Source organism: Sphingosinicella sp. LHD-64, assembly GCF_031157375.1.
Taxonomy (GTDB): domain Bacteria; phylum Pseudomonadota; class Alphaproteobacteria; order Sphingomonadales; family Sphingomonadaceae; genus Allosphingosinicella.
Map to the genome: position 1 here is coordinate 629,508 of NZ_JAVIFV010000004.1, position 19,278 is coordinate 648,785.

Here is a 19,278-nt window from a genome sequence, read left to right on the forward strand (position 1 = left end):
CAGATGGCCAGCACCGCCGCGGGGGAAGGCGAGGAGCCGACGCGCATCATGGACGCACCGATGCCGGTCCGGGCCGCGCCGGCCGCGCAACGGATCGAGGCGCTGGATTTCGTCCGCGGCGTCGCCCTGTTCGGCATCCTCCTGATGAACATCGTCGGCTTCGGCCTGCCCGATTCCCAGGTCAACCCGACCAATGCCGGCGGCGCGACCGGCGCCAACCTGCTGGTCTGGATCGTCGGCCAGATCGGCGTCGAGGGGACGCAGCGCGCGCTCTTCTCGATGCTGTTCGGCGCCAGCACGATCCTGCTGACCTCCCGGCTCGAAGCCTCCGGGCGGAGCGATGCCGCCGACATCTATTTCCGCCGAAGCCTCTGGCTGGTCGCGCTCGGCTTCATCAACGCCTTCCTGTTCCTGTGGTGGGGCGACATCCTCTACGCCTACGGCGTCGCCGCCCTGTTCCTGTTCGCCTTCCGCAAGCTCCCGCCGCGAAGGTTGCTCGGGCTCGGCATCTTCGTGCTGCTGCTCGCCGCCGCCTGGAGCACATACGAAACGCTCGATCTGATCGCGAAGCATGACGCCGCGATCGCCGCGCAGGCGGCCTATGACAGCGGCGCCGAGCTGACCCCCGGGCAGGACGCCGCGCTCGGCGCGTGGGAAGGCGCGCGCACCGCCTTCAAGGCGACGCCGGAGGGCATGCAGCGGATGACCGAGGCGATGCGCGGCGGGTATGTGTCGGCTTTCCGTCAGGTCGCGCGGATCAACGCGGTCTGGCAGACTTGGGGCCTCTATCGCTTCTTCTTCGACATGTTCGGGATGATGCTGATCGGCATGGGGCTGTTCCGCCTCGGCGTGCTGACCCTGGAGCGTTCGACCCGGCTCTATGTCGCGATGATGGTGGCGGGCTACGCGATCGGCATCACCGTCAATGTGCTGGAGACGCGCTGGATCATCGATCACCAGTTCAGCGCGATTTCCTTCGCCCAGGCGAACATCAGCTACGATGTCGGGCGGCTGGCGATGACGATGGGGCATCTCGGCGTGCTGCTGCTGTTCGTGCGCGCGGGGATGCTCGGGCCGGTGCGGCGCGCCTTCGCCGCGGTGGGGCAGATGGCGGTGACCAACTACATGATGCAGTCGGTGATCGCGGCCGCCCTGTTCGTCGGCCTCGGCTGGTACAACCAGCTCGAACGCTATCAGCTCTATTACGTCGTGCTCGCCACCTGGGCGTTCCAGCTCGTCTTCAGCGTCGTCTGGCTGCGCGCGTTCCGCTTCGGCCCGGTCGAATGGGTGTGGCGCTGGCTGACCTATCTGCAGAAGCCACCGCTCCGTCGCACCGCTGCGTCTTGAGCGGCGGGGCCAAGCGGCGCTAGGAAGGTTGCAGATGGAAACGCAACCAGGAGTCGCTGCCATGATCATCTACGGGTCGTCCCTGTCGCCGTTCGTCCGCAAGGTCGTCGCCTTTGCGGCCGAGAAGGGGGTCGCGGTCGAGAACCAGATCGTCCGGCCGGGTGAGGACAATCCGGATTTCCTGGCCTGCAGCCCGTTCCGCAAGATCCCGGCGCTGCGCGACGGCGATTTCCTGATTTCCGATTCCTCGGCGATCATCTCCTATCTGGAGGCGCTCCGGCCCGAGCCGAACCTGATTCCGACGGAGCCGCGCGCCCGGGCGCGGGCGATCTGGTTCGACGAGTTCATGGACACGATCCTGTTCGATTGCGGGCGCAAGATGTTCTGGAACCGCATCGTCGCGCCACTCACCGGCCGGCAGGGCGATCTGGTGGCGGCCGAGAAGGCCGAGCGCGAGGAACTGCCGCCTTTGTTCGACTATCTGGAGAGTGTGATCCCGGACAGCGGATTCCTCGTGGACGACCGGCTCACCCTGGCCGACATCGCGGTGGCGAGCCCGTTCGCCAATTTCCACCACCTCGGCATCGCGGTGAACCCGGCGACCCATCCGCGTCTCGCCCGCTATGCCGCGGCCATGCTGGCGCGGCCGAGCTACGCGACTCAGCTGGAACGCGAGACGGGATTCCTGGCGCGGTTCCTGCCCGATGGTCCGGCCGCGGTGGCGCCCGCGGCGGCCTGACAATTCGGTCCGTCGCGCACATCTTGCCGTTCGCCGAAGAAATAGAGTTAACGCAATTTCAGCCTGCATCCGGCGGGCCGGAAAGGCGTTAGGGCCCGCGAATACCAGCGGGGACTCTCATGCCTCTTGATCCTTCGGCGCACGCCGGCGCCCGGTCCCGGCGTCGCGAGCGGCGCTACGCGATGCGGCTGCCCGCCGCGATCCGCGACGGCAACGTCTTTCTTCCGGCCGTGCTCTGCGATCTTTCGCAAGGCGGCGCGCTGGCGCAGAGCCGGACCCCGCCGCCGCAGGGCCGGGCGGTGACCTTCCGTGCCGGTGACCTCGAATGCGCCGCGCGGGTGGTGTGGGTCCGAGGCCAGCGTTTCGGCCTCATCTTCCAGACGCCGATCAGCGCGACCGCCCTGCTCGTCGCAATGAGCCGGACCCGCGCGGTTCTGGACGGACCGTCGGCCATGCTGGCGGAGCGCGAGGTTCGCCGCTAAGGCCCGGTCGACGACCATTTTCAGGGCCCTTCATGTTCCGCGCGCTTTACGACTGGACGCTCCGGCTGGCCGGGCACCGCCACGCCGACCGGTACATGGCGGCCGTGTCCTTCGCCGAATCCTCCTTCTTCCCGATTCCGCCGGACGTGATGCTGGTGCCGATGATGCTCGCCCGGCGCGAACAGGCCTACCGGATCGCGACGATCTGCACGATCTCCTCGGTGCTCGGCGGCGTCCTCGGCTATGCGATCGGCATGTTCCTCTACGAGAGCGTCGGCCAGTGGCTGATCCGGCTCTACGGCATGGGCGAGGGGATCGGCGAGTTCCGGCTCTGGTATCAGGAATGGGGCGCGGCGATCATCCTGATCAAGGGCATGACCCCGATCCCGTTCAAGCTGGTGACGATCGCGAGCGGCATCGCCGGGTTCAATTTCGGCCTGTTCCTGCTGACCGCGACGATCACCCGCGGCGCGCGCTTCTTCCTGATCGCCTTCCTGCTCCACCGTTACGGCGCGCCGATGCAGGAGTTCATCGAGCGGCGGATGAACCTGATCGGGACCTTGTTCCTGATCGCGCTGGTCGCCGGCTTCGGCGTGGTGGCGCTGCTGTGATGGTGCCGCTGCTCGCATCGCTCCTCGCGATCCCGCCGGCCGCGGCCGTCCCGGCCTGGGAGGCGATCGACGCGCCGGGCGGGTTCGTCCAGACCTTTGTCGACGCGAACGGGATCGCGCGGGAGGGCGACGTCGTCCGGTTCCGGGTGCGCGGCCTGTTCGAGCGGACCATGGCGACCGGCATGCGCGCGATGATCGCCCACTGGCAGGTCGATTGCGCCGCCCGGAACGGACGGATGACGCGCCTCGAAACCTATGGCGAGGACGATCGGCAGCTCTCCGCCCGCGATCTCTCCGTCGAGGAGGAGCCGGTCCAGCCGATCGGCGATCGGCCGGAGGACGCCGCGATGCTGCGCCGGATTTGCGAGACGCCGGCACGGTAGGTTCTCGGCGAGGAAGCTCCCTCCCTGCTCGCATGGAGGGGAGCTTCCAGAAGTCGATCGGCTTCAGGCCTGCCACACGCCGGTCGCGGCGGTGGCGCGGACATAGTCGGCGAAGTCGCGCGGCTTGCGGCCCAGCGCCTCCTCGACGCCATGCGCGACGGCGCTGTTCCGTCCGTCGAGGACGACGGTGAACAGCTCCATCAGCATCGCGATGACGTCCCCGGGCACGTGCGGCCGCATCGCCGCGGCGAAATCCGCGCCGCCGATCTCGGCATAGCGGATGTCGCGGCCGGCCGCGGCACCGATCTCGGCCACCGCCTCGGCGAAGGTGAGGGCGCGCGGGCCGGTCACTTCGTAGAGCCGGTCGAGATGGCGGTCGTCGGTGAGCGCCGCGACGGCGACGTCGGCGATGTCGTCGGCATCGATGAACGGCTCCGGCACCGGTCCGGCGGGCAAAGCGACCTCGCCGGCGAGGATGCTGTCGACCAGATAGCCTTCGCTGAAATTCTGGTTGAACCAGCTCGCCCGCACGATCGACCAGGGGACGCCCGACTCCTGCAGCGCCCGCTCGGCGCGCTGCGCGCCGGGCTCGCCGCGGCCGGAGAGGAGGACGATCTGGCCGACGCCCTTGTCGCGCGCGATCGCGCCGAGCCGGGCGATGTCGTCGGCGGCGCCGTCGACCATCAGATCGGGCTGGTAGGTCACATAGGCCTTCGAGACGCCGTCGAGCGCGTCCGCCCAGGTTTCGGGCCGGGTCCAGTCGAAGGCGGGAGTGCTCGAGCGGGAAACGGCGCGGGTGGCGATGCCGCGTACGGTGAGCCGGTCGGTGACGCGGACGCCGGTCTTGGCGGTGGCGCCGATGATGAGAACGGGGGCCTGGCTGGTCATGGCTGGATATCCTCTGCTCGGAAATACGAGATAATCTCGTATTTGCAAAAGCCGATAAACTCTCGTATTTGATTCGTCAAGCGGATTCGAGGAGACTGGAATGGCGACGGGAAAGGCGACGCTGGTGCCGACCCAGCAGCGCAGCCGGGAGCGGTTCGAGCGCATTCTCGCCTCGGCCGCCGAGCTGCTGGTCGAGAAGGGCAGCGAGGAGTTCCGGATGAGCGACGTGGTCGCGCGGAGCGGCGTCCCGTTCGGCTCGCTCTATCAATATTTCCCGGACAAGACGGCGATCGTCGGCACGCTCGCCGCGCGCTATGATGCGATCGGCCGCGCCTGCGTCGAGGGCGAGCTCGCGGCCGTCGCCGCCGTCTCGGACGTGAAGCCCGCGCTCGGACGGATCGTCGACGGCTATTACCGGATGTTCGCCGACGCCCCGGTGATGCGCGCGATCTGGCAGGCGACGCAAGCCGATCGCACGCTCCAGGCCCGGGACGCGCAGGAAGGCGCACATCTGGCGTCTCTCCTGGGCGACACCCTGGCCCGCGTCGCTCCGGAGGTCGACGCCACGCTGCGCGGCACGTTCGCCGACATCGCCATGGTCCTCATCGCCGCCGCCGTCCGCCACGCCCTCGTCCTCGCTCCGGACGAGGCCGAGCGCTCCCTGGCATTGTTCAAGGCGATGTTGCCGGAGATACCGGCCGGCCTCCCGTCAGCGCGCTAGCGCGGCTCGCAGGCCTGACGATCGCCGTCGAGGCAGGCGGCGACCTGCGCCTCGTAGGCTGCGCGCCGGCGGGCGACTTCGGCATCATGCGCGGCGATCGCCGCCTGATGCTCCTCCTCGGTGCGACGGATCGATTCCTCGCGATCGACGACCGCCTGCTCATAGTCGGCCTGCGCCTGCTCGGCGCGCTGCCGCGCCGCCTCCTGCTCGGCCGCAATATTGGCGTTGAGCCGCGCCACGACCGGGCTTTCGACCGCGTTGATTTCCTGGCGCCGCTGTTCCTGGAGCGCCGCCCATTCGGCATTGGCGGCGGTGTCGGTGCCGACCGGAGCGGGCGGAGCCTCGACGGCGACGACCGGCGTTTCCGTGAGCGGCACGTCCGCGGCCGGCGCGGGCATATCATAGGTCACCGACGAGGGGGGCAGATCCATCGTGCCGACATGGCCGGGCGTGACGGTGGGCGGCGGCGGCAACGGCGGCGGCAACGGCGGCGGTGTCGCGGAGAAAGGCGGCGGGCGTACGATCGGGATCGCCGGGCCGTTCTCTTCGATCCTGGGCGACGGTTCCCGAGGCGCAGCTTCGCTGCGCTGCGCTGCTTCCGGCGGCGGAAGGCTTTCGAGCAGATCGCCGAGCGGCCGCTCGGGTTGCTGAGCCGTCGCGGGAGCGGCGAGCACCGCCGCTGCGAGGAGCATGCCGGTAAACTCTCGTCTCATCATTTCACAGTTCCATGAACGGCCTGAGCGCGCCCTGAACGGCTGGGTCGCGCGAAGGTTTCGCAGGCGGATCAGCCGCTTCGCGAAACCGCGGCTCGAGGCCGGCGTTCCGCCTGCGCAACCTTCACCGGAGAGACCGCGATGAAGCGCTACGCCTATGCCTGGATCACCCTCGCCTTCTTCCTGATCTCGTTCGGCCTGCACTGGCTGTTCGGCTGGTATGCCTTCGTCGACGAGGCGCGCGAGCATGGGCAGTCGCCCGAGCTTTCCGGCTATCTCGCCGAGATGGGGCGCGACACGTTCGAGAACTGGCAGTCCGAATTCCTCCAGCTGATCTGGCAGGTCGTCGGGCTGGCCTATTTCCTCTATATCGGCTCGCCGGCTTCCAAGGAGAATGACGATCGGCTGGAGGCGAAGATCGACGCGCTGCTGCGGATGAACGGCGGCGAGAAGGCGGAGGCGCTGATCGACGAGATCGACCGTCACTATCTGCGCACCGGCGGCCATGCCCGGCCGCATGGACACGAAGCCGAGCTGGCCAAATCGGCCGGACGTGGCGTGCCCCATGTGGCGGCGGCCGGCCAGGCGGGGTAGAATGACCCTCGTTCGGGGAGGAGCGATATGCGTGCGACGCGGACATGGGCGGTTTTTGCGGTTGGCGTGCTGAGCGGCGCGGCCTTGCTGCTGTCGCCATCGCTGGCGGCCGACCCGCCGCGCAAGGCGCCGCCGGCACATGACACGCGCGGACCGCATCCGGGCCGCGACATCGTGCAGGAAGCGGCCGTGCCGGGACCCGAGATCGGCTTTCGCGGCTGCGCCTATTTCGCGGACGCGGGCTTTGCCGGGCAACGGGCGGACGTGCAGGATGGGGCGTCCGTCGAGTGGCTGGGCCGCGCGTGGGACAACCGGATCTCATCGGTCGCCTGCGCGAGCGGATGCCGGCTGATCGGGTATGAGAACATCAACTATGGGGGCGCGCGGCGGAATTTTACGGGCGCCGTGGCGGACGCGGGGGCCGGCTGGAACGACAGGGTCAGCGCGCTGAGGGTGGTCTGCGCGGCCGCGGCGCCGCACGGTGCCGCACATGAGGGAGCGCCCAAGCCGCATTAAGGCGCAAGGGTCAGGCGGGGATCGGCCGCGGCCTGGCGAGACGAATCGGTGGCAGGCCGTCGCGTTCGGCCCGGGCGGCGAGCTCGTCCCTGCGGGCGACGAGGCGGTCGCGCAGCGCCAGGAGATCGACGCCGGTGCGGCGGCAGCGGGCGAACAGGCCGTTGGACGGACGCTCCAGCTTCTTCACCTGAGGGGCGATCTCGGCACGGAGGGCGGCGATCCGGCCTTCGCAGGCGTCACCGTCGTCACCGGCTTCGATCGCGTCGACGAGGCGCATGACGCCGTCATGCCCGGCGCAGATGGCGGCAAGGGTGACGCCGTCGATCCGGCCGGAGAAGGCGGGATAGAAGACCTCCTCCTCGATCAGCGTGTGGATCTTGAGTTCCGTGCAGATCTGGCGGGCGAGGCGGGCCTTGCGGGCGCGGTCGCGCGCGTGGGCGAAGGCCTGGAACAGGTTTTCGAGCGTGCGATGTCCCGCGCGAAGCACGGCGATCGCATCGGCGAACTCGGCATTGGCCATGGCAGCCCTCCCCAAGTGCCGCTGGGCGGCATCGTTGCGACAGGGAAGAACGCATCGCCCGCCTTTTGGTATCCGCGCGCGACGGAAATGCCGGATTCTGCGACGGAATGTTGCGGTGCAATAGTGCAGTGCGGAACCAGCGCCGCCTGCGCCGGTTGAGCTTCGGCCATCAACGCGAGGGAGGGAAACGAGGCGATGGAGCCCGACCACAAGGATTACTACCTGGCGCGCGCCGAGGCCGAGCTGACGCTGGGCGACGAGGCGACGGACGATCGCGCCGCTTGGGCCCATTTCCAGCTGGCCGGCCGCTATTTCGACCTCGCCTTCGGCGGGGCGGAGGATCGGGGCGCACCCGCGCAGCCGATGCCTGAACAGCGCAGCGCGGCCTAGTTCCCCCCTTATCGGATTGTGCACCGATCCTTTTGCCTGTCCACAAGGCAGGCGCCGGGGACAGAATCCCCGACGTGCACGCCAGAGGGCGGCCGCGGCTCAGTCGGCGGTGTCGGCGACCGTCTCGCCCACCGACTCCACGTCGCGGCCGATGCCGCGCACCGTATTGCAGGCGGTGAGGAGGATGGCGGCGCCCAGCAGGACGGTGATGATACGCATTGCGAGTTCCCTTTCCACGCGCGAATCTCTGACACCGTTTCGCCGCCGTCGCAATATGCGAGGCGGTGGGCGGAGCGTTAAGGTCCAGACTCATAAGCCTCCGGTCAGGGCGGCGGCCTATGATCGGCGCCAGAGCAGGAGGCGCGTCATCATGTTCCACAGCCTTGTCGCGATCGCCCTGGCGGCGGCGGGTCCTGCGGGGGGCCAGGCACCGGACCGGATCGCCTATAGCGGCTTCGGCAACGGCTGGACCGGCGGGCGCACGACCTGGTCGATCGACCGAACGGGGCGCGGGCACTATGAAAGCACGGAGAGCGGGCGGCAGGAGTCCGGGCGGTTCGACGCGGGGGCAGAGGGATTCGCGCGCGTCCGCAGCCTGCTTGCGCCGCTCGAGGGCCTCGAGGAGATGCCGTGCGACGCCGGCGGCATCACCGATCAGGCGATGGGCGGGCTGAGCTGGGAACGCGGCCGCGAGGCCAGATCGCTGCGTCTCGATTTCGGCTGCGCGCACGACAACGATGCGGACGCCTGGACCCGATACGGCGAGGCAAGCGCGCTGATCGTGGAATGGGCGACGCAGGCGCGGTAAGGTCACCGGCCGGGAAGCATCAGGCAAGGGGAGGAACCGATGGGGGGACCGGGTTTCGCGGCGATCGCCGCGGCGATGCTGACAGCGCAATCGAATGCGGAGGCCGGGTCCTGCGCGATCAGCTACGGGGCGGACGAAGCGATCGCCGCGCTCATTCGCGACAAGGGCTTCTCGTTCGACACGTACGACCGGCTGTGCCCTGCGCTGCGCCAGCACGGGCTGGAGCTGGTCATCGTCGGCGGCAAAGGCGTCATGGAGGAACGCGCCTATGGCTGGGCAACCCTGTCGGCCCGCCGCGTCGCGACCCATGCGCGCAGCGACATCAATTTCAACTCGATCACGCTGTACCAGGCGACGGACGAGCCGGCGGCGGCGGATGCGCTGTACGAGTCGATCAACGGCTCGGCGGACGGGATCGCCGACGACATGGCGGAGCTCGTCCAGTCGATCGAGCAGGAGGAAGCGCGGCTGCGCGCCGCCTTTTCAGCCGAGGGCGGCAGGAGAGAGCGTTGACGTTTTTACCATATTGGCACTTTTCTGTTGACAGCGTGACGCTGATATGGTACTCATCACGCAAGCTGGGCAAATGTAGCTGATTCGCACGGCCCGCTCCCCGGGCCGTTTTTCTTGGGTGGCCGGCGCGGCGTTCGCCGCGGCCGGCTTTTTCTTTGAGGAGAGGGGTGATGGCGCTGAGGAAGGCGGAGCTGACCCGGGCGGCGTTCGGGCGGCCGCAGTTGCAGAAGCCCAAGCCCAGGGCATTCACCAAGGCGAAGGAGGACAAGTTTCTCGCCGCGCTGGCGGCGACCTGCAATGTGACGCAATCGGCGCGGCGGGCCGGGGTGAGCAAGGCCGCGGTCTATGAACGGCGCCAGAAATCCGCCGCGTTCCGCGCGCGCTGGGCGGCGACGGTGGGCGAGGCCTATGCCAATCTCGAGCTCGCCATGCTGGAGCGGATGATGAACGGCACGGTGAAGACCGTGCGGCGGGCGGACGGCTCCGTCGACGAGACGCGGGACTATCCGAACGCGATCGCGCTGCAATTGCTGCGGCTCCACCGCGAGACGGCGATCGAGGCAGAGCAGGAGCATGATCCCGAGGAGATCGAGGAAGTGCGCGTGCGCCTCGCCGAACGGATCGAGCGGCTGCGCAAGCGGATCGCGACGGACGCCGGGCGGCAGGCGGGGAAGGGCGACGCAACGGACGCGGCATGAGCCGTCACCCGATGGCCGAACAGGCACGGCTGCTGGCCGGCACAGACGCCGCGACGGCGTGGCGCCTGCTGACGCAAATGACGCCGGCCGACGTCCTGCGCTTCGACGTCAGTTTCGAAAGCTGGGCCGATGACGGCCAGCATCCGCCGGACGGCGAGGGCTGGCGAACCTGGCTGATGATGGCCGGGCGCGGCTACGGCAAGACCCGGGCCGGGGCGGAGTGGATCACCGGGTTGGCGACCAGACGAAAGGGGTGCGCGATCGCCCTGGTCGGCGCGACGATCGACGAGGTCCGCAAGGTCATGATCGAGGGCGAGAGCGGGCTGATCGCGGTCGGCAAGCGCTACGGGCTGAGGCCCAGATGGGAGCCGAGCCTTGGGCGGCTCAGCTGGCGCGGCGGCAGCGTCGCTTATTGCTATTCGGGGGAGAATCCGGACGGGCTGCGCGGGCCGCAGCATCATTTCGCCTGGTGCGACGAGCTCGCCAAATGGGCGCGGCCCGAGGCGACCTGGGACAATCTGCAGTTCGGCCTGCGCGCCGGCCCGCGGCCGCGGGCGCTGGTGACGACGACGCCGCGGCCGATCCCGCTGCTCCAGCGGCTGAAGGGCGGGCGGCGGACGGTGGTGACGACCGGGCGGACCGACCGCAACATCACGCTGTCGGCCGACTTCGTCGACCTGATGGTGGAGACCTATGGCGGCACCCGGCTCGGCCGGCAGGAACTGGACGGCGAACTCTTCGACGAGGTCGAGGGCGCCCTGTGGACCCGCGCGCTGATCGAGAAGCGGCGGGCCAGGGCCCCCGACACGTTCCGGCGGGTGCTGGTGGGCGTCGACCCGCCCGCCGGCGCCGCCGGGACGTGCGGCATCGTGGTGTGCGGACTGGGCGTGGACGGGATCGGCTATGTGCTCGACGATTGCAGCGTCGCGGGACGATCGCCGGAGGGCTGGGCGCGGGCGGTCGCGGATGCGGCGGCGAGCTGGGGTGCCGACCGGATCGTGGCCGAGACCAACCAGGGCGGGGCGATGGTGGAGAGCATCCTGCGCGGCGTCGATGCGGCGCTGCCGGTCCGGCCGGTGACGGCGCGCTACGGCAAGGCGCAGCGGGCCGATCCGGTCGCGCTGCTGTTCGAGCGCGGCAAGGCGCTGTTTGCCGGGGCGTTCCCGGCGCTGGAGGACGAGCTGTGCGGATTGGTCGCCGGCGGTGACCATGGGAGACCGGGACGGAGCCCGGACCGAGCCGACGCGATGGTCTGGGCGATGGCGGAGTTGACGGGCGGAGTGGCGAAGGAGCCGCGGGTCCGGGCACTCTAGGCGTTCGCGCGCCGGGAGGGGCTGGATCGTCCAACAACTGCGCTGCCCGTCACTCCGGATTGGATCCGGGGTGACGAGCAGGGCTTGGGTACGGCGCCCTCAGAAGGGGACTCCGTAGTAGCCGTAGACGCGTTCGCCGTAGATGCGGTCGTAGGTCGGCTCCTGGTTGGGCTCGTAATAGGGCGCGCCCTCGATCTTCGCCTTGTCGAGATCGACGACATAGCCGCCTTGCTGCGTGTCGTAGTCGAGCACGTCCCAGGGGAGCGGGTAGTAGCGTTCGCCGAGGCCGAACAGGCCGCCGAAGCTCAGCACCGCATAATCGACGCGGCCGGTACGCTTGCCGACCATGAAGTTCTTGATGCTGCCGAGCTTCTCGCCCTGGCGGTTGTAGACGGCGGTGCCTTCGACCCGGTCGGAGGCGATCAGATCGCCGGACTCGCTGCGCGCGAGCGTGGCGGTGACGTCGGTTTGATGGGCCATGGAGCAGCTCCTTTGGTTCGAGGTTAGGAGTTTGGATTCAACGGCTTGGAGCGGCGCACGTTCCGGGCCGGGGATGGTTTTCCGGCGGAAGGGCCGAAACAGGAGACGAGCATGAAATGGTTTGGCCGCAAGGCCGTCCGGGAGACCGGGCGGCCGTTTCTGTTTGCGGGACTGCGCGGGCTGTTCGCCGCCGAGCCCTGGCCGCGGAGCTACGAGGCGCAGGTGCGCGAGGCCTATCTCGGCAATCCGGTGGCGCAGCGGGCGGTGCGGCTGGTGGCGGAGAGTGTGGCGGGCGCGCCGGTCTATGCGGTGGAGGGCGCCGACGTGCCGGCTGTGGCGCTGGTGACGCCGGCATTGCTGGAGACGGCGGCGACTCAGCTGCTGTTGCACGGCAATGCGTTCGTGCAGATCGTGCAGGACGGGGAAGGGCGGGCGGCGGAGCTGTTCGCGCTGCGGCCCGAGCGGGTGACAGTCGAGGCGGACGCGCACGGCTGGCCGGCGGCCTACGTCTACAAGGTCGGCCCTTCGACAGGCTCAGGACAGGTGAGGGGGAGCCGGATCGCTGCGCGCGACGGGCTGGGACGGCCGGGGCTGGTCCATGTGAAGGCGGCGCATCCGCTCGACGACCATTACGGGCTGGGGTGTCTGGGCGCGGCGGCGGGCGCGGTGGCGGTCCACAATGCGGCGGCGACGTGGAACAAGGCGCTGCTCGACAATGCAGCGCGGCCGTCGGGGGCTTTGGTCTACGAGGCGGGCGACGGGGCGGCGCTGTCGGCTGACCAGTTCGAGCGGCTGCGCGCCGAGATGGAGACACAGTTTTCCGGGGCCGGCAATGCCGGGCGGCCGCTGCTGCTCGAGGGCGGGCTCAGATGGCAGGCGATGAGCCTGACGCCGGCGGACATGGATTTCGTCGGGCTGAAGGCGGCGGCGGCGCGCGAGATCGCGCTGGCCTTCGGCGTGCCGCCGATGCTGCTCGGGCTGCCGGGGGACTCGACCTACGCCAATTATCGCGAGGCGAACCGGGCGCTGTGGCGGCTGACCGTGCTGCCGATGGCGGAGAAAATGCTGCGCAGCATCGGTGACGCGCTGGCGGCGTGGTGGCCGGGACTGAGGCTGTCCGTCGACGTCGACCGGATCAGCGCGCTTGCCGAGGACCGGGAGCGGCTGTGGCGGCAGGTGAGCGCAGCAGATTTCCTGAGCGACGCGGAGAAACGCGAGATGCTCGGTTTCGCGCCCGGGGAGAAAACTGAATTCGTCATCCCGGCGAAAGCCGGGATCTCAGGACAATAAGGCTCATCAGGTCTCCATGAGACCCCAGCCTCCGCTGGGGTGGCGGCCTTTCGGAGGATCGAGAAAATGGCGAACGATGGTCAGGCCGCCATGCTGGCGCTGCTCGTCGCGCAGGCGGAAGGGCAGGGCGCGGACATGGTGACGCTGCGCGCCCTGATCGAGGAGGCGAGCGGGGTGGGGGCGGAGCGGGCGCTCGCCGCGCTGGGGCTCACCGACGAGGAGGCGCGGCGCGACATGGACGACCTGCGCGAGCTGCTGCGCGCCTGGCGGGACGCCAAGGCCTCGGCGTGGAAGGCAATGGTGAGCTGGGCGGTCCGGATCGTGCTGGCGTTGCTCGTCGCCGGAATGGTGGTGAAGATGGGGCTGCTGGAGCTGATGCGTGTCTGACCGGGCTGGGCCCCGGCCTGCGCCGGGGCGCACTGGCGTGCGGTTTGCGGGCTATGCCGCCGTGTTCGACCGGCCGGACCGGGGCGGGGACGTGGTGCGGGCGGGGGCGTTTGCGCGGACCCTCGGGCGCGGGGCCGGGGCGGTGCCGCTGCTCTGGCAGCACGATCCGGCGCGGCCGATCGGGCGGGTGGAGTATCTGAAGGAGGACCGGCGCGGTTTGCGGGTGATCGGGCGGCTGGTGGATGCGCGGGCAACGCGGCTGGTGAAGGCCGGCGCGGTCCGGGGCTTGAGCTTCGGCTATCGGGTACGGGGTGCGCGAGGCGATGGGCCGCGCGAGCTGACGGAGCTGGAGTTGGTTGAGGTGAGTCTTGTGACGCTGCCCATGCAGCCGCGGGCGCGGGTGCATATGGTGGAAGCTTGAGAGCGGCATCCTTTCGTCATGCCGGGCTTGACCCGGCATCCACCTTCTTTCAGCCAATGTGCACGAGAAGAAGGTGGACCCCGGATCAAGTCCGGGGTGACGGCAAGAAGGGGTGGCCCGGCCATGGGGAAGCTCAAGCGCAAGGAGTATGAGGCGCTGCTCGCGCCGATGAAGGAAGAGCTGATCGAGATGGCGCACTGGGTCGACGAGACCCGGCAGCGGGTCGTGATCCTCTTCGAAGGACGCGACACGGCGGGGAAGGGCGGGGCGATCCAGGCGATCGCCGGGACGCTCAATCCGCGGCAATGCCATGTCGTGGCGCTCGCCAAGCCGACCGAGCGCGAGGCGACGCAATGGTATTTCCAGCGCTACGTCGCGCACCTGCCGGCGAAAGGCGAGGTCACCCTGTTCGACCGCAGCTGGTACAACCGCGCCGGGGTCGAGCGGGTGATGGGCTTCTGCAGCGAGGAGCAGGCGGTGGCGTTCCTTGACACTGCGCCGGCGTTCGAGAAGCAGCTCGTCGATGACGGCATCCTGCTCTTCAAATACTGGCTGTGCTGCGACCAGGAACGCCAGGAAGAGCGGTTCGCCGAGCGGCTGAACGACCCGCTGAAGAGCTGGAAACTGTCGCCGATCGACCTCGAGGCGCGGCAGAAATACGGGGACTATACCAGGGCGCGCGAGGAGATGCTGGCGGCGACGCACAGCGACGTCGCGCCGTGGACTTTGATCGACTTCAACGACCAGAAGCTGGGGCGCCTGACGCTGATCCGGGATCTGCTCGACCGGCTGCCCGAGCTGAAGCTGCCGGCGGCGAAGGTGAGCTTCCCCGCGCTCAAGGGCAAGCCGCTCAAGGAGAAGTTCGGGGTGGTGAAGCCGATCCCGGAGTTTCCGGTCGGCTAAAGATCTAACACCGACCGGTGGACAAACTTAACGTCATTCCCGCGAAGGCGGGAACCCAGCTTTTTGGCATTTCGGTGTGGAGGAATGAGTATTGAGAGGCGGTTGGGTCTACCTGTTGGCGAACCGTTATCGCGGCACGATCTACACGGGCGTCACGGCGGACTTACGCGCGCGAGTATCGCAGCATCGCGAGCGGCCCAGCGGCTTCGTTGATCGCTACCGCGTGAACCGGCTCGTTCATGTTGAGGAATATCCGACCATCGCGCGCGAGAAGGCCATCAAGAAATGGCGACGCGAGTGGAAGATCGAGCTGATCGAGCGAGACAATCGCGATTGGCTGGATCTCTATGAGCATCTCATAGGCCTGTGAAGAAGCTGGGCCCCCGCTTTCGCGGGGGTGACGAGGAGGTGAGGCGCCTCCCGAAATGCCCGACGAATTCGAATTGCATCGCCCTCGCCGGGATTGGCGGGGGCTTTTTCATTTGTAGTGAGGAGACGATGACATGATCGAGGTGAAGGCGGATGCGCTGGAGGCGTCGTTCGAGGCGCTGGAGCGGGAAGCGGATGACGTCGCGGCGTTGCGCGGCGAGGTGGCGGCGCTGAAGGCGCGGGTGGAGGCGGAGGCGCTGGCGGACGCGCGGCCGGCGCTGTCCGGGGTCAAGGCGGCGAATGCCTCGCCGTTCGTCGAGCGCTATCTGCGCAAGGGGCTCGAGGCGGGGCTGGAGCTGAAGGCATTGTCCGGCGCGAGCGATGCGGCGGGCGGCTATGCGGTGCCGGAGGAGATCGACGCGGCGATCGAGCGGACGCTCGCGGCGGTCTCGCCGATCCGGGCCATCGCCAATGTCGTGAAGGTGGGATCGAGCGGCTATCGCAAGCTCGTCACCTCGGGCGGCACGCCGTCAGGCTGGGCGAGCGAGACGGGGGCGCGGGCCGAGACGGCGACGCCGACCTTCAACGAGATCGCGCCGCCGTTCGGCGACCTCTACGCCAATCCGGCGGCGAGCCAGGCGATGCTCGACGACGCGGCGTTCGATGTCGAGGCGTGGCTGGCCAACGAGATCGCGATGGAGTTCGCGCGGGCCGAGGGTGCGGCGTTCATCTCGGGCAACGGGACGAACAAGCCGCGCGGCTTCCTCGCCGCGCCCAATGCGGCGACGGCGGACGGGGTGCGGCCGTTCGGGACGCTGCAATTCCTCACCACGGGGGTCGCCGGCAATTTCCCGGCGAGCAACCCGCAGGACAAATTGATCGACCTCGTCCAGGCGCTGCGCTCACCCTACCGACAGGGCGCGGCGTTCGTGATGAACTCGGCGACCGCGGCGCGGATCCGCAAGTTCAAGACGTCGGACGGCGCGTTCATCTGGCAGCCTGGGCTGGTGGCGGGACAGCCCGATACCCTGCTCGGCTATCCGGTGGTGGAGGCCGAGGACATGCCGGACGTGGCGGCGGATTCGCTGTCGGTCGCGTTCGGCAATTTCCGGGCGGGTTACCTGATCGCCGAGCGGGGCGAGACGCAGATCCTGCGCGACCCCTTCACCAACAAGCCATTCGTCCACTTCTACGCGACGCGGCGGGTCGGCGGGCAGGTGATGAACTCCGAGGCGATCAAGCTGCTGAAGTTCGCGGTCTAGCTCCCTCCAGTCGATGTGACTCCTCCGGGGCAGGCCCGGGAGGAGTCACATCAGGGCGAGCGGCCAGTGGGAGAGGGGCGATGGGGTTTTATCTGAAGGACCCGCAATCACGGGTCGATTATGCGATCGACTGGGCCGTGCAGCTGAACGGCCAGGCAATCGCCGAGAGCAGCTGGGCGGTCGTGCCCGACGAGGCAGGTGGCATTGCCGTGGAGGAATCAGGCTTTGATGGCAGCCGCAGCGGCGCGCGCTTGAGTGGCGGCGTGATCGGCCACGTCTACAGCATCGGCAACCGGGTCACGCTGTCGGACGGCAGCGTCGACGCGCGATCGATCACCTTGCGGGTAGAGGACAGATGACCGGCGCCGAACCGGGGCCGGCGGCCGTGTCGTTGCCGGAGCTGAAGGCGTTCCTCAGGATCTTCAACGACGAGGAGGATGCGCTGCTGGCCGGGATGGTGCGCAGTGCCGCGGCGGCCTGCGAAGCCTTTACCGGGCGGCTGCTGATCGCGCGCGCCGTCGAGGACATCCTGACGGCTTCCATGCGCTGGGCGCGGCTGGGAACCGCGCCGGTCAATGCCATCGAGGCGGTGTCGGAGCTTGCGCCGGACGGGGAGGAGACCCCGCTCGCCGCAGATGCCTTTGCCGTCGATATCGACGGTGCAGGCGAAGGCTGGGTGCGGCTGGTCCGGCCGATCGAGGCCAAGCGGGTTCTCGTGCATTACCGGGCCGGGCTGACAGGCAATGCCGCGACCATGCCCGAGGCGCTGCGCCACGGCATCATCCGCCTCGCCGCCCATCTCTACACGCACCGCGACGCGCCGGCCGACCATGCGCCGCCGGCAGCCGTGACCGCGCTCTGGCGGCCGTGGCGCCGGCTTCGATTGAGGTGAGCGGGATGTTCGAACAACTGATGCGCAGGATCGATGTACGCGCCCGGCGCGCTGCGGACCAACGCCGCGCGGACCTTGCGCGGCAGATGGCGGCGGACGCGCCGGGAGATGTCACGGTGCAGGTCGAGGATCAAGGGATCGTGATGTCGGGGCGGGGCTTGCGGCGCCGGACGGCGCTCGATCCGGCCCTGCGCTGGATCGTGGAGACGAGGCGATGATCAGCGCCGGCGAGGCACTCCTGGCGGCTGCGATCCAGCGACTGCGGAGCGTGAAGGGACTGACGGGGGTGCACGAGCGCGCGCCGGTCCAGGCCGCCTTCCCGCACGCGACCGTCGAGGTTGGGCCGGAAGTCGGCTGGGGCCACAAGACCGGGCTGGGGCGCGAGCTGCGCCTGGCCGTGATCGTCCGCGACAAAGGCGAGCGGCCCGAGCGGCTGCGCCGGCTGATGGATGCGGCCGAGGCGGCTGTCGGGGAGGTCGAACCGCTTCCGGAGGGCTGGCAGATCGTGACGCTCAACTTCCTGCGCAGCCGGACCGTCAGGGACGGCACCAGCTGGGCTGGCGTGCTCGATTTTCGCGCGCGGATGCTTGCGGCGCCCGACTAGCGGCCGCGGCGACCCGCGCGCGGGCTATTGCGGCGTCGCGGGCGCCGGTTGCGGCGTGGTCGCGGCCGTCTGCGGCGCGGTGGCCTGCGCCGGAGCCTGCTGCGGCTCCGGATGCGCGTCCGCATATTCGCCGCGGTAGCGCTCGATCATGTTGGCGCGGATGTCCTCCATGGTCATGCGGGCATCCTCCTCCGCCTGGGCGCGCGTGCTGGCGTTGCGGCCGTCGCGCGCGACCATCGCCGCGCGGAAACCGTTCGCGCGGTCGCCGCACTGGTTGGGCAGCGCGGCTTCGAACGCCGCCGGCTGTGCTTCCGCATTGAGCTGGGCACGCAGATACTCGCGCAGGCAGACCGAATAGGCGTCCCGCGCACTGTTGACGCCTTCATTCTGGAGGGCCGCACCGGCGGCGAACGCAAGCAACACTGACAGCATCCTAACCCCCTATTTTTCAGTTGCTTGAGAAGAAGGAGATTGCGCCATGAGCGCCGAAAAAGGAAGCGCATTCTTGCTGAAGATCGGCAATGGCGGCGCCCCGCCGGGCTACGCCACGATCGCCGGCATGCGCACGACCCAGATGTCCGTGAACGGCGAAGCGGTGAACGTCACCAGCAAGGAGTCCGGAGGGTGGCGGGAGCTCCTGTCCGGGGCCGGCGTGCGATCGGTCTCGGTGGCGGCGAGCGGCATCTTCACCGGCTCGGTGGCGGAAGGGCGGCTGAAGTCCAATGCGCTCGGCGGCCTTGTCGACGATTACGAGCTGAGCTTCGAGAGCGGCGAGCGGATGCGGGGCAGGTTCCTGGTGACCCGGCTCGACTATGCGGGCGACTATAACGGCGAGCGCACCTACACGCTCGCGCTCGAAAGCTCGGGCGCGGTGGCGGCGGCATGAGCCGGCCGGCAAATCCGGCGCGGGGCGAAGCGGCGATCGTCGTGAACGGCGAAGCGCTCGTACTGCGCCCGACCTTCGAGGCGCTGGTCGCCGCGGAGGAAGAGCTGGGGGCGCTGTTCGCGCTCGTCGAGCGCGCCGCGGCGGGCGGGCTGAAGCTCGGTGAGATCGCCACCCTGTTCTGGCACTGCGTGGCGGATCGGGGCGAGAGCTGTACGCGCACCGGGATCGGCGACGCCATCGTCGAGGGCGGACTGGCGCGGGCCACACCGGCACTGAAGGTCCTCCTGACCCAGATCCTGCAAGGACGTGTTTAGGGCAGGGGCAGGCCGGCTTGCCGGACTGGCTGGCGCGCTGCTCGGCTGGCGGCCGGAGGAGTTCTGGCGTGCGACGCCTGCCGAGCTGGCGGCGATCCTGGTGGCACTGACCGGCACGACGCAGGCGCCGGCCTCGCGCGGCGATCTCGCGCGGCTGATGGAGATGTTTCCCGATGGATGAAGAGATCGATCCTTCGACATGCCGTTTCGGCTTCGCTCAACGGCTGCTCAGGA

General features: G+C 69.1%; 32 protein-coding genes. 26 read left to right on the plus strand and 6 right to left on the minus strand.

Features of this window, described 5'->3' with window-relative positions:
- Positions 1-3: 3 nt before the first annotated feature.
- The 5 genes from RCO27_RS16450 (at position 4) to RCO27_RS16470 (ending at position 3,562) form a co-directional block, all read left to right on the plus strand.
- Positions 4-1,347, plus strand: coding sequence for a DUF418 domain-containing protein (locus RCO27_RS16450; RefSeq protein WP_309003784.1), 1,344 nt, complete (start codon positions 4-6; stop codon positions 1,345-1,347).
- 61 nt (positions 1,348-1,408) lie between these two features.
- A complete protein-coding gene (locus tag RCO27_RS16455; RefSeq protein ID WP_309003785.1) occupies positions 1,409-2,086 on the plus strand; it encodes a glutathione S-transferase family protein in 678 nt (225 codons plus the stop codon).
- A gap of 119 nt (positions 2,087-2,205) precedes the next feature.
- A complete protein-coding gene (locus tag RCO27_RS16460) occupies positions 2,206-2,568 on the plus strand; it encodes a PilZ domain-containing protein (protein WP_309003786.1) in 363 nt (120 codons plus the stop codon).
- Positions 2,569-2,600: 32 nt separating this feature from the next.
- Complete coding sequence (locus tag RCO27_RS16465) at positions 2,601-3,179, plus strand: YqaA family protein (protein WP_309003787.1); 579 nt, start codon at positions 2,601-2,603, stop codon at positions 3,177-3,179.
- Complete coding sequence (locus RCO27_RS16470) at positions 3,179-3,562, plus strand: surface-adhesin E family protein (protein ID WP_309003788.1); 384 nt, start codon at positions 3,179-3,181, stop codon at positions 3,560-3,562. The genes RCO27_RS16465 and RCO27_RS16470 overlap by 1 nt, the downstream gene beginning before the upstream one ends.
- A 63-nt stretch (positions 3,563-3,625) precedes the next feature.
- On the opposite strand, the gene RCO27_RS16475 is transcribed toward RCO27_RS16470, so the two are convergent.
- Positions 3,626-4,450 carry an NmrA family NAD(P)-binding protein gene (locus tag RCO27_RS16475; RefSeq protein ID WP_309003789.1) on the minus strand — a complete coding sequence of 275 codons (825 nt, stop codon included), beginning with the start codon at positions 4,448-4,450 and terminating at the stop codon, positions 3,626-3,628.
- 100 nt (positions 4,451-4,550) lie between these two features.
- On the opposite strand from RCO27_RS16475, the gene RCO27_RS16480 reads away from it, so the two are divergent.
- Positions 4,551-5,171 carry a TetR/AcrR family transcriptional regulator gene (locus RCO27_RS16480; RefSeq protein ID WP_309003790.1) on the plus strand — a complete coding sequence of 207 codons (621 nt, stop codon included), beginning with the start codon at positions 4,551-4,553 and terminating at the stop codon, positions 5,169-5,171.
- On the opposite strand, the gene RCO27_RS16485 is transcribed toward RCO27_RS16480, so the two are convergent.
- The gene (locus RCO27_RS16485; RefSeq protein ID WP_309003791.1) at positions 5,168-5,887 is read right to left on the minus strand and encodes a hypothetical protein; all 720 of its coding nucleotides are present in this window, start codon (positions 5,885-5,887) and stop codon (positions 5,168-5,170) included. The genes RCO27_RS16480 and RCO27_RS16485 overlap by 4 nt on opposite strands.
- Before the next feature lie 138 nt (positions 5,888-6,025).
- Here RCO27_RS16485 and RCO27_RS16490 point away from each other — a divergent pair, with 138 nt between their 5' ends.
- Both RCO27_RS16490 and RCO27_RS16495 read left to right on the plus strand, forming a co-directional pair.
- Complete coding sequence (locus RCO27_RS16490) at positions 6,026-6,478, plus strand: DUF6766 family protein (RefSeq protein WP_309003792.1); 453 nt, start codon at positions 6,026-6,028, stop codon at positions 6,476-6,478.
- A 27-nt stretch (positions 6,479-6,505) separates the two neighbouring features.
- Positions 6,506-6,994, plus strand: a complete 489-nt coding sequence (locus RCO27_RS16495; RefSeq protein WP_309003793.1) for a peptidase inhibitor family I36 protein — start codon at positions 6,506-6,508, stop codon at positions 6,992-6,994.
- Positions 6,995-7,004: 10 nt separating this feature from the next.
- On the opposite strand, the gene RCO27_RS16500 is transcribed toward RCO27_RS16495, so the two are convergent.
- On the minus strand, positions 7,005-7,514 hold the full coding sequence (locus RCO27_RS16500; protein ID WP_309003794.1) for a hemerythrin domain-containing protein: 510 nt from the start codon (positions 7,512-7,514) through the stop codon (positions 7,005-7,007).
- A 195-nt stretch (positions 7,515-7,709) separates the two neighbouring features.
- On the opposite strand from RCO27_RS16500, the gene RCO27_RS16505 reads away from it, so the two are divergent.
- Complete coding sequence (locus RCO27_RS16505) at positions 7,710-7,904, plus strand: hypothetical protein (RefSeq protein WP_309003795.1); 195 nt, start codon at positions 7,710-7,712, stop codon at positions 7,902-7,904.
- Positions 7,905-8,003: 99 nt separating this feature from the next.
- Here the strand turns inward: RCO27_RS16505 and RCO27_RS16510 are convergent, their stop codons facing one another.
- A complete protein-coding gene (locus tag RCO27_RS16510) occupies positions 8,004-8,123 on the minus strand; it encodes an entericidin A/B family lipoprotein (RefSeq protein ID WP_309003796.1) in 120 nt (39 codons plus the stop codon).
- A 151-nt stretch (positions 8,124-8,274) separates the two neighbouring features.
- Between RCO27_RS16510 and RCO27_RS16515 the strand changes: the two genes are divergently transcribed.
- From RCO27_RS16515 to RCO27_RS16530, 4 genes are all read left to right on the plus strand, one after another.
- A complete protein-coding gene (locus RCO27_RS16515) occupies positions 8,275-8,712 on the plus strand; it encodes a hypothetical protein (protein ID WP_309003797.1) in 438 nt (145 codons plus the stop codon).
- A gap of 39 nt (positions 8,713-8,751) precedes the next feature.
- Entirely contained in the window at positions 8,752-9,225 is a 474-nt protein-coding gene (locus RCO27_RS16520; protein ID WP_309003798.1) for a hypothetical protein, read from the plus strand.
- 170 nt (positions 9,226-9,395) lie between these two features.
- The gene (locus tag RCO27_RS16525) at positions 9,396-9,923 is read left to right on the plus strand and encodes a hypothetical protein (RefSeq protein ID WP_309003799.1); all 528 of its coding nucleotides are present in this window, start codon (positions 9,396-9,398) and stop codon (positions 9,921-9,923) included.
- A complete protein-coding gene (locus RCO27_RS16530) occupies positions 9,920-11,236 on the plus strand; it encodes a terminase large subunit domain-containing protein (RefSeq protein ID WP_309003800.1) in 1,317 nt (438 codons plus the stop codon). The genes RCO27_RS16525 and RCO27_RS16530 overlap by 4 nt, the downstream gene beginning before the upstream one ends.
- Positions 11,237-11,335: 99 nt before the next feature.
- Here the strand turns inward: RCO27_RS16530 and RCO27_RS16535 are convergent, their stop codons facing one another.
- Positions 11,336-11,716 carry a PRC-barrel domain-containing protein gene (locus RCO27_RS16535; protein ID WP_309003801.1) on the minus strand — a complete coding sequence of 127 codons (381 nt, stop codon included), beginning with the start codon at positions 11,714-11,716 and terminating at the stop codon, positions 11,336-11,338.
- Between the two features lie 111 nt (positions 11,717-11,827).
- Here RCO27_RS16535 and RCO27_RS16540 point away from each other — a divergent pair, with 111 nt between their 5' ends.
- The 10 genes from RCO27_RS16540 (at position 11,828) to RCO27_RS16585 (ending at position 17,844) form a co-directional block, all read left to right on the plus strand.
- Positions 11,828-13,006, plus strand: coding sequence for a phage portal protein (locus RCO27_RS16540; protein WP_309003802.1), 1,179 nt, complete (start codon positions 11,828-11,830; stop codon positions 13,004-13,006).
- A gap of 66 nt (positions 13,007-13,072) precedes the next feature.
- The gene (locus tag RCO27_RS16545) at positions 13,073-13,393 is read left to right on the plus strand and encodes a DUF6127 family protein (protein WP_309003803.1); all 321 of its coding nucleotides are present in this window, start codon (positions 13,073-13,075) and stop codon (positions 13,391-13,393) included.
- A 37-nt stretch (positions 13,394-13,430) separates the two neighbouring features.
- Entirely contained in the window at positions 13,431-13,814 is a 384-nt protein-coding gene (locus RCO27_RS16550; RefSeq protein ID WP_309003804.1) for an HK97 family phage prohead protease, read from the plus strand.
- A 123-nt stretch (positions 13,815-13,937) separates the two neighbouring features.
- Positions 13,938-14,717: a polyphosphate kinase 2 gene (gene ppk2 / locus RCO27_RS16555; RefSeq protein ID WP_309003805.1), complete on the plus strand. Its 780-nt coding sequence runs from the start codon at positions 13,938-13,940 to the stop codon at positions 14,715-14,717.
- Positions 14,718-14,808: 91 nt separating this feature from the next.
- The gene (locus RCO27_RS16560) at positions 14,809-15,087 is read left to right on the plus strand and encodes a GIY-YIG nuclease family protein (protein ID WP_309003806.1); all 279 of its coding nucleotides are present in this window, start codon (positions 14,809-14,811) and stop codon (positions 15,085-15,087) included.
- A 133-nt stretch (positions 15,088-15,220) separates the two neighbouring features.
- Entirely contained in the window at positions 15,221-16,348 is a 1,128-nt protein-coding gene (locus RCO27_RS16565) for a phage major capsid protein (protein ID WP_309003807.1), read from the plus strand.
- A gap of 80 nt (positions 16,349-16,428) precedes the next feature.
- Positions 16,429-16,707 (plus strand): hypothetical protein, encoded by a 279-nt coding sequence (locus RCO27_RS16570; protein WP_309003808.1) that lies wholly within the window; start codon positions 16,429-16,431, stop codon positions 16,705-16,707.
- Entirely contained in the window at positions 16,704-17,240 is a 537-nt protein-coding gene (locus RCO27_RS16575; protein ID WP_309003809.1) for a phage head-tail connector protein, read from the plus strand. The genes RCO27_RS16570 and RCO27_RS16575 overlap by 4 nt, the downstream gene beginning before the upstream one ends.
- 20 nt (positions 17,241-17,260) lie before the next feature.
- Positions 17,261-17,458: a hypothetical protein gene (locus RCO27_RS16580; RefSeq protein ID WP_309003810.1), complete on the plus strand. Its 198-nt coding sequence runs from the start codon at positions 17,261-17,263 to the stop codon at positions 17,456-17,458.
- Complete coding sequence (locus tag RCO27_RS16585) at positions 17,455-17,844, plus strand: DUF3168 domain-containing protein (RefSeq protein ID WP_309003811.1); 390 nt, start codon at positions 17,455-17,457, stop codon at positions 17,842-17,844. Before RCO27_RS16580 ends, RCO27_RS16585 begins: the two co-directional genes overlap by 4 nt.
- A 24-nt stretch (positions 17,845-17,868) precedes the next feature.
- Here RCO27_RS16585 and RCO27_RS16590 read toward each other — a convergent pair whose 3' ends face one another.
- Positions 17,869-18,276: a hypothetical protein gene (locus RCO27_RS16590; RefSeq protein ID WP_309003812.1), complete on the minus strand. Its 408-nt coding sequence runs from the start codon at positions 18,274-18,276 to the stop codon at positions 17,869-17,871.
- A 46-nt stretch (positions 18,277-18,322) separates the two neighbouring features.
- On the opposite strand from RCO27_RS16590, the gene RCO27_RS16595 reads away from it, so the two are divergent.
- From RCO27_RS16595 to RCO27_RS16605, 3 genes are read left to right on the plus strand one after another with little or no spacing between them, the layout of a single operon-like run.
- Positions 18,323-18,730 (plus strand): phage tail protein, encoded by a 408-nt coding sequence (locus RCO27_RS16595; RefSeq protein WP_309003813.1) that lies wholly within the window; start codon positions 18,323-18,325, stop codon positions 18,728-18,730.
- The gene (locus RCO27_RS16600; RefSeq protein ID WP_309003814.1) at positions 18,727-19,044 is read left to right on the plus strand and encodes a gene transfer agent family protein; all 318 of its coding nucleotides are present in this window, start codon (positions 18,727-18,729) and stop codon (positions 19,042-19,044) included. Before RCO27_RS16595 ends, RCO27_RS16600 begins: the two co-directional genes overlap by 4 nt.
- The gene (locus RCO27_RS16605) at positions 19,037-19,225 is read left to right on the plus strand and encodes a phage tail assembly chaperone (RefSeq protein WP_309003815.1); all 189 of its coding nucleotides are present in this window, start codon (positions 19,037-19,039) and stop codon (positions 19,223-19,225) included. The genes RCO27_RS16600 and RCO27_RS16605 overlap by 8 nt, the downstream gene beginning before the upstream one ends.
- Positions 19,226-19,278: the final 53 nt, after the last annotated feature.

Bases quoted from the DNA above. Each gene is read 5' to 3' on its own strand.
- RCO27_RS16450 (WP_309003784.1), top strand. From the start codon at position 4: ATGGCCAGCACCGCCGCGGGGGAAGGCGAGGAGCCGACGCGCATCATG.
- RCO27_RS16455 (WP_309003785.1), top strand. From the start codon at position 1,409: ATGATCATCTACGGGTCGTCCCTGTCGCCGTTCGTCCGCAAGGTCGTC.
- RCO27_RS16460 (WP_309003786.1), top strand. From the start codon at position 2,206: ATGCCTCTTGATCCTTCGGCGCACGCCGGCGCCCGGTCCCGGCGTCGC.
- RCO27_RS16465 (WP_309003787.1), top strand. From the start codon at position 2,601: ATGTTCCGCGCGCTTTACGACTGGACGCTCCGGCTGGCCGGGCACCGC.
- RCO27_RS16470 (WP_309003788.1), top strand. From the start codon at position 3,179: ATGGTGCCGCTGCTCGCATCGCTCCTCGCGATCCCGCCGGCCGCGGCC.
- RCO27_RS16475 (WP_309003789.1), bottom strand. From the start codon at position 4,450: ATGACCAGCCAGGCCCCCGTTCTCATCATCGGCGCCACCGCCAAGACC.
- RCO27_RS16480 (WP_309003790.1), top strand. From the start codon at position 4,551: ATGGCGACGGGAAAGGCGACGCTGGTGCCGACCCAGCAGCGCAGCCGG.
- RCO27_RS16485 (WP_309003791.1), bottom strand. From the start codon at position 5,887: ATGATGAGACGAGAGTTTACCGGCATGCTCCTCGCAGCGGCGGTGCTC.
- RCO27_RS16490 (WP_309003792.1), top strand. From the start codon at position 6,026: ATGAAGCGCTACGCCTATGCCTGGATCACCCTCGCCTTCTTCCTGATC.
- RCO27_RS16495 (WP_309003793.1), top strand. From the start codon at position 6,506: ATGCGTGCGACGCGGACATGGGCGGTTTTTGCGGTTGGCGTGCTGAGC.
- RCO27_RS16500 (WP_309003794.1), bottom strand. From the start codon at position 7,514: ATGGCCAATGCCGAGTTCGCCGATGCGATCGCCGTGCTTCGCGCGGGA.
- RCO27_RS16505 (WP_309003795.1), top strand. From the start codon at position 7,710: ATGGAGCCCGACCACAAGGATTACTACCTGGCGCGCGCCGAGGCCGAG.
- RCO27_RS16510 (WP_309003796.1), bottom strand. From the start codon at position 8,123: ATGCGTATCATCACCGTCCTGCTGGGCGCCGCCATCCTCCTCACCGCC.
- RCO27_RS16515 (WP_309003797.1), top strand. From the start codon at position 8,275: ATGTTCCACAGCCTTGTCGCGATCGCCCTGGCGGCGGCGGGTCCTGCG.
- RCO27_RS16520 (WP_309003798.1), top strand. From the start codon at position 8,752: ATGGGGGGACCGGGTTTCGCGGCGATCGCCGCGGCGATGCTGACAGCG.
- RCO27_RS16525 (WP_309003799.1), top strand. From the start codon at position 9,396: ATGGCGCTGAGGAAGGCGGAGCTGACCCGGGCGGCGTTCGGGCGGCCG.
- RCO27_RS16530 (WP_309003800.1), top strand. From the start codon at position 9,920: ATGAGCCGTCACCCGATGGCCGAACAGGCACGGCTGCTGGCCGGCACA.
- RCO27_RS16535 (WP_309003801.1), bottom strand. From the start codon at position 11,716: ATGGCCCATCAAACCGACGTCACCGCCACGCTCGCGCGCAGCGAGTCC.
- RCO27_RS16540 (WP_309003802.1), top strand. From the start codon at position 11,828: ATGAAATGGTTTGGCCGCAAGGCCGTCCGGGAGACCGGGCGGCCGTTT.
- RCO27_RS16545 (WP_309003803.1), top strand. From the start codon at position 13,073: ATGGCGAACGATGGTCAGGCCGCCATGCTGGCGCTGCTCGTCGCGCAG.
- ppk2 (WP_309003805.1), top strand. From the start codon at position 13,938: ATGGGGAAGCTCAAGCGCAAGGAGTATGAGGCGCTGCTCGCGCCGATG.
- RCO27_RS16565 (WP_309003807.1), top strand. From the start codon at position 15,221: ATGATCGAGGTGAAGGCGGATGCGCTGGAGGCGTCGTTCGAGGCGCTG.
- RCO27_RS16570 (WP_309003808.1), top strand. From the start codon at position 16,429: ATGGGGTTTTATCTGAAGGACCCGCAATCACGGGTCGATTATGCGATC.
- RCO27_RS16575 (WP_309003809.1), top strand. From the start codon at position 16,704: ATGACCGGCGCCGAACCGGGGCCGGCGGCCGTGTCGTTGCCGGAGCTG.
- RCO27_RS16580 (WP_309003810.1), top strand. From the start codon at position 17,261: ATGCGCAGGATCGATGTACGCGCCCGGCGCGCTGCGGACCAACGCCGC.
- RCO27_RS16585 (WP_309003811.1), top strand. From the start codon at position 17,455: ATGATCAGCGCCGGCGAGGCACTCCTGGCGGCTGCGATCCAGCGACTG.
- RCO27_RS16590 (WP_309003812.1), bottom strand. From the start codon at position 18,276: ATGCTGTCAGTGTTGCTTGCGTTCGCCGCCGGTGCGGCCCTCCAGAAT.
- RCO27_RS16595 (WP_309003813.1), top strand. From the start codon at position 18,323: ATGAGCGCCGAAAAAGGAAGCGCATTCTTGCTGAAGATCGGCAATGGC.
- RCO27_RS16600 (WP_309003814.1), top strand. From the start codon at position 18,727: ATGAGCCGGCCGGCAAATCCGGCGCGGGGCGAAGCGGCGATCGTCGTG.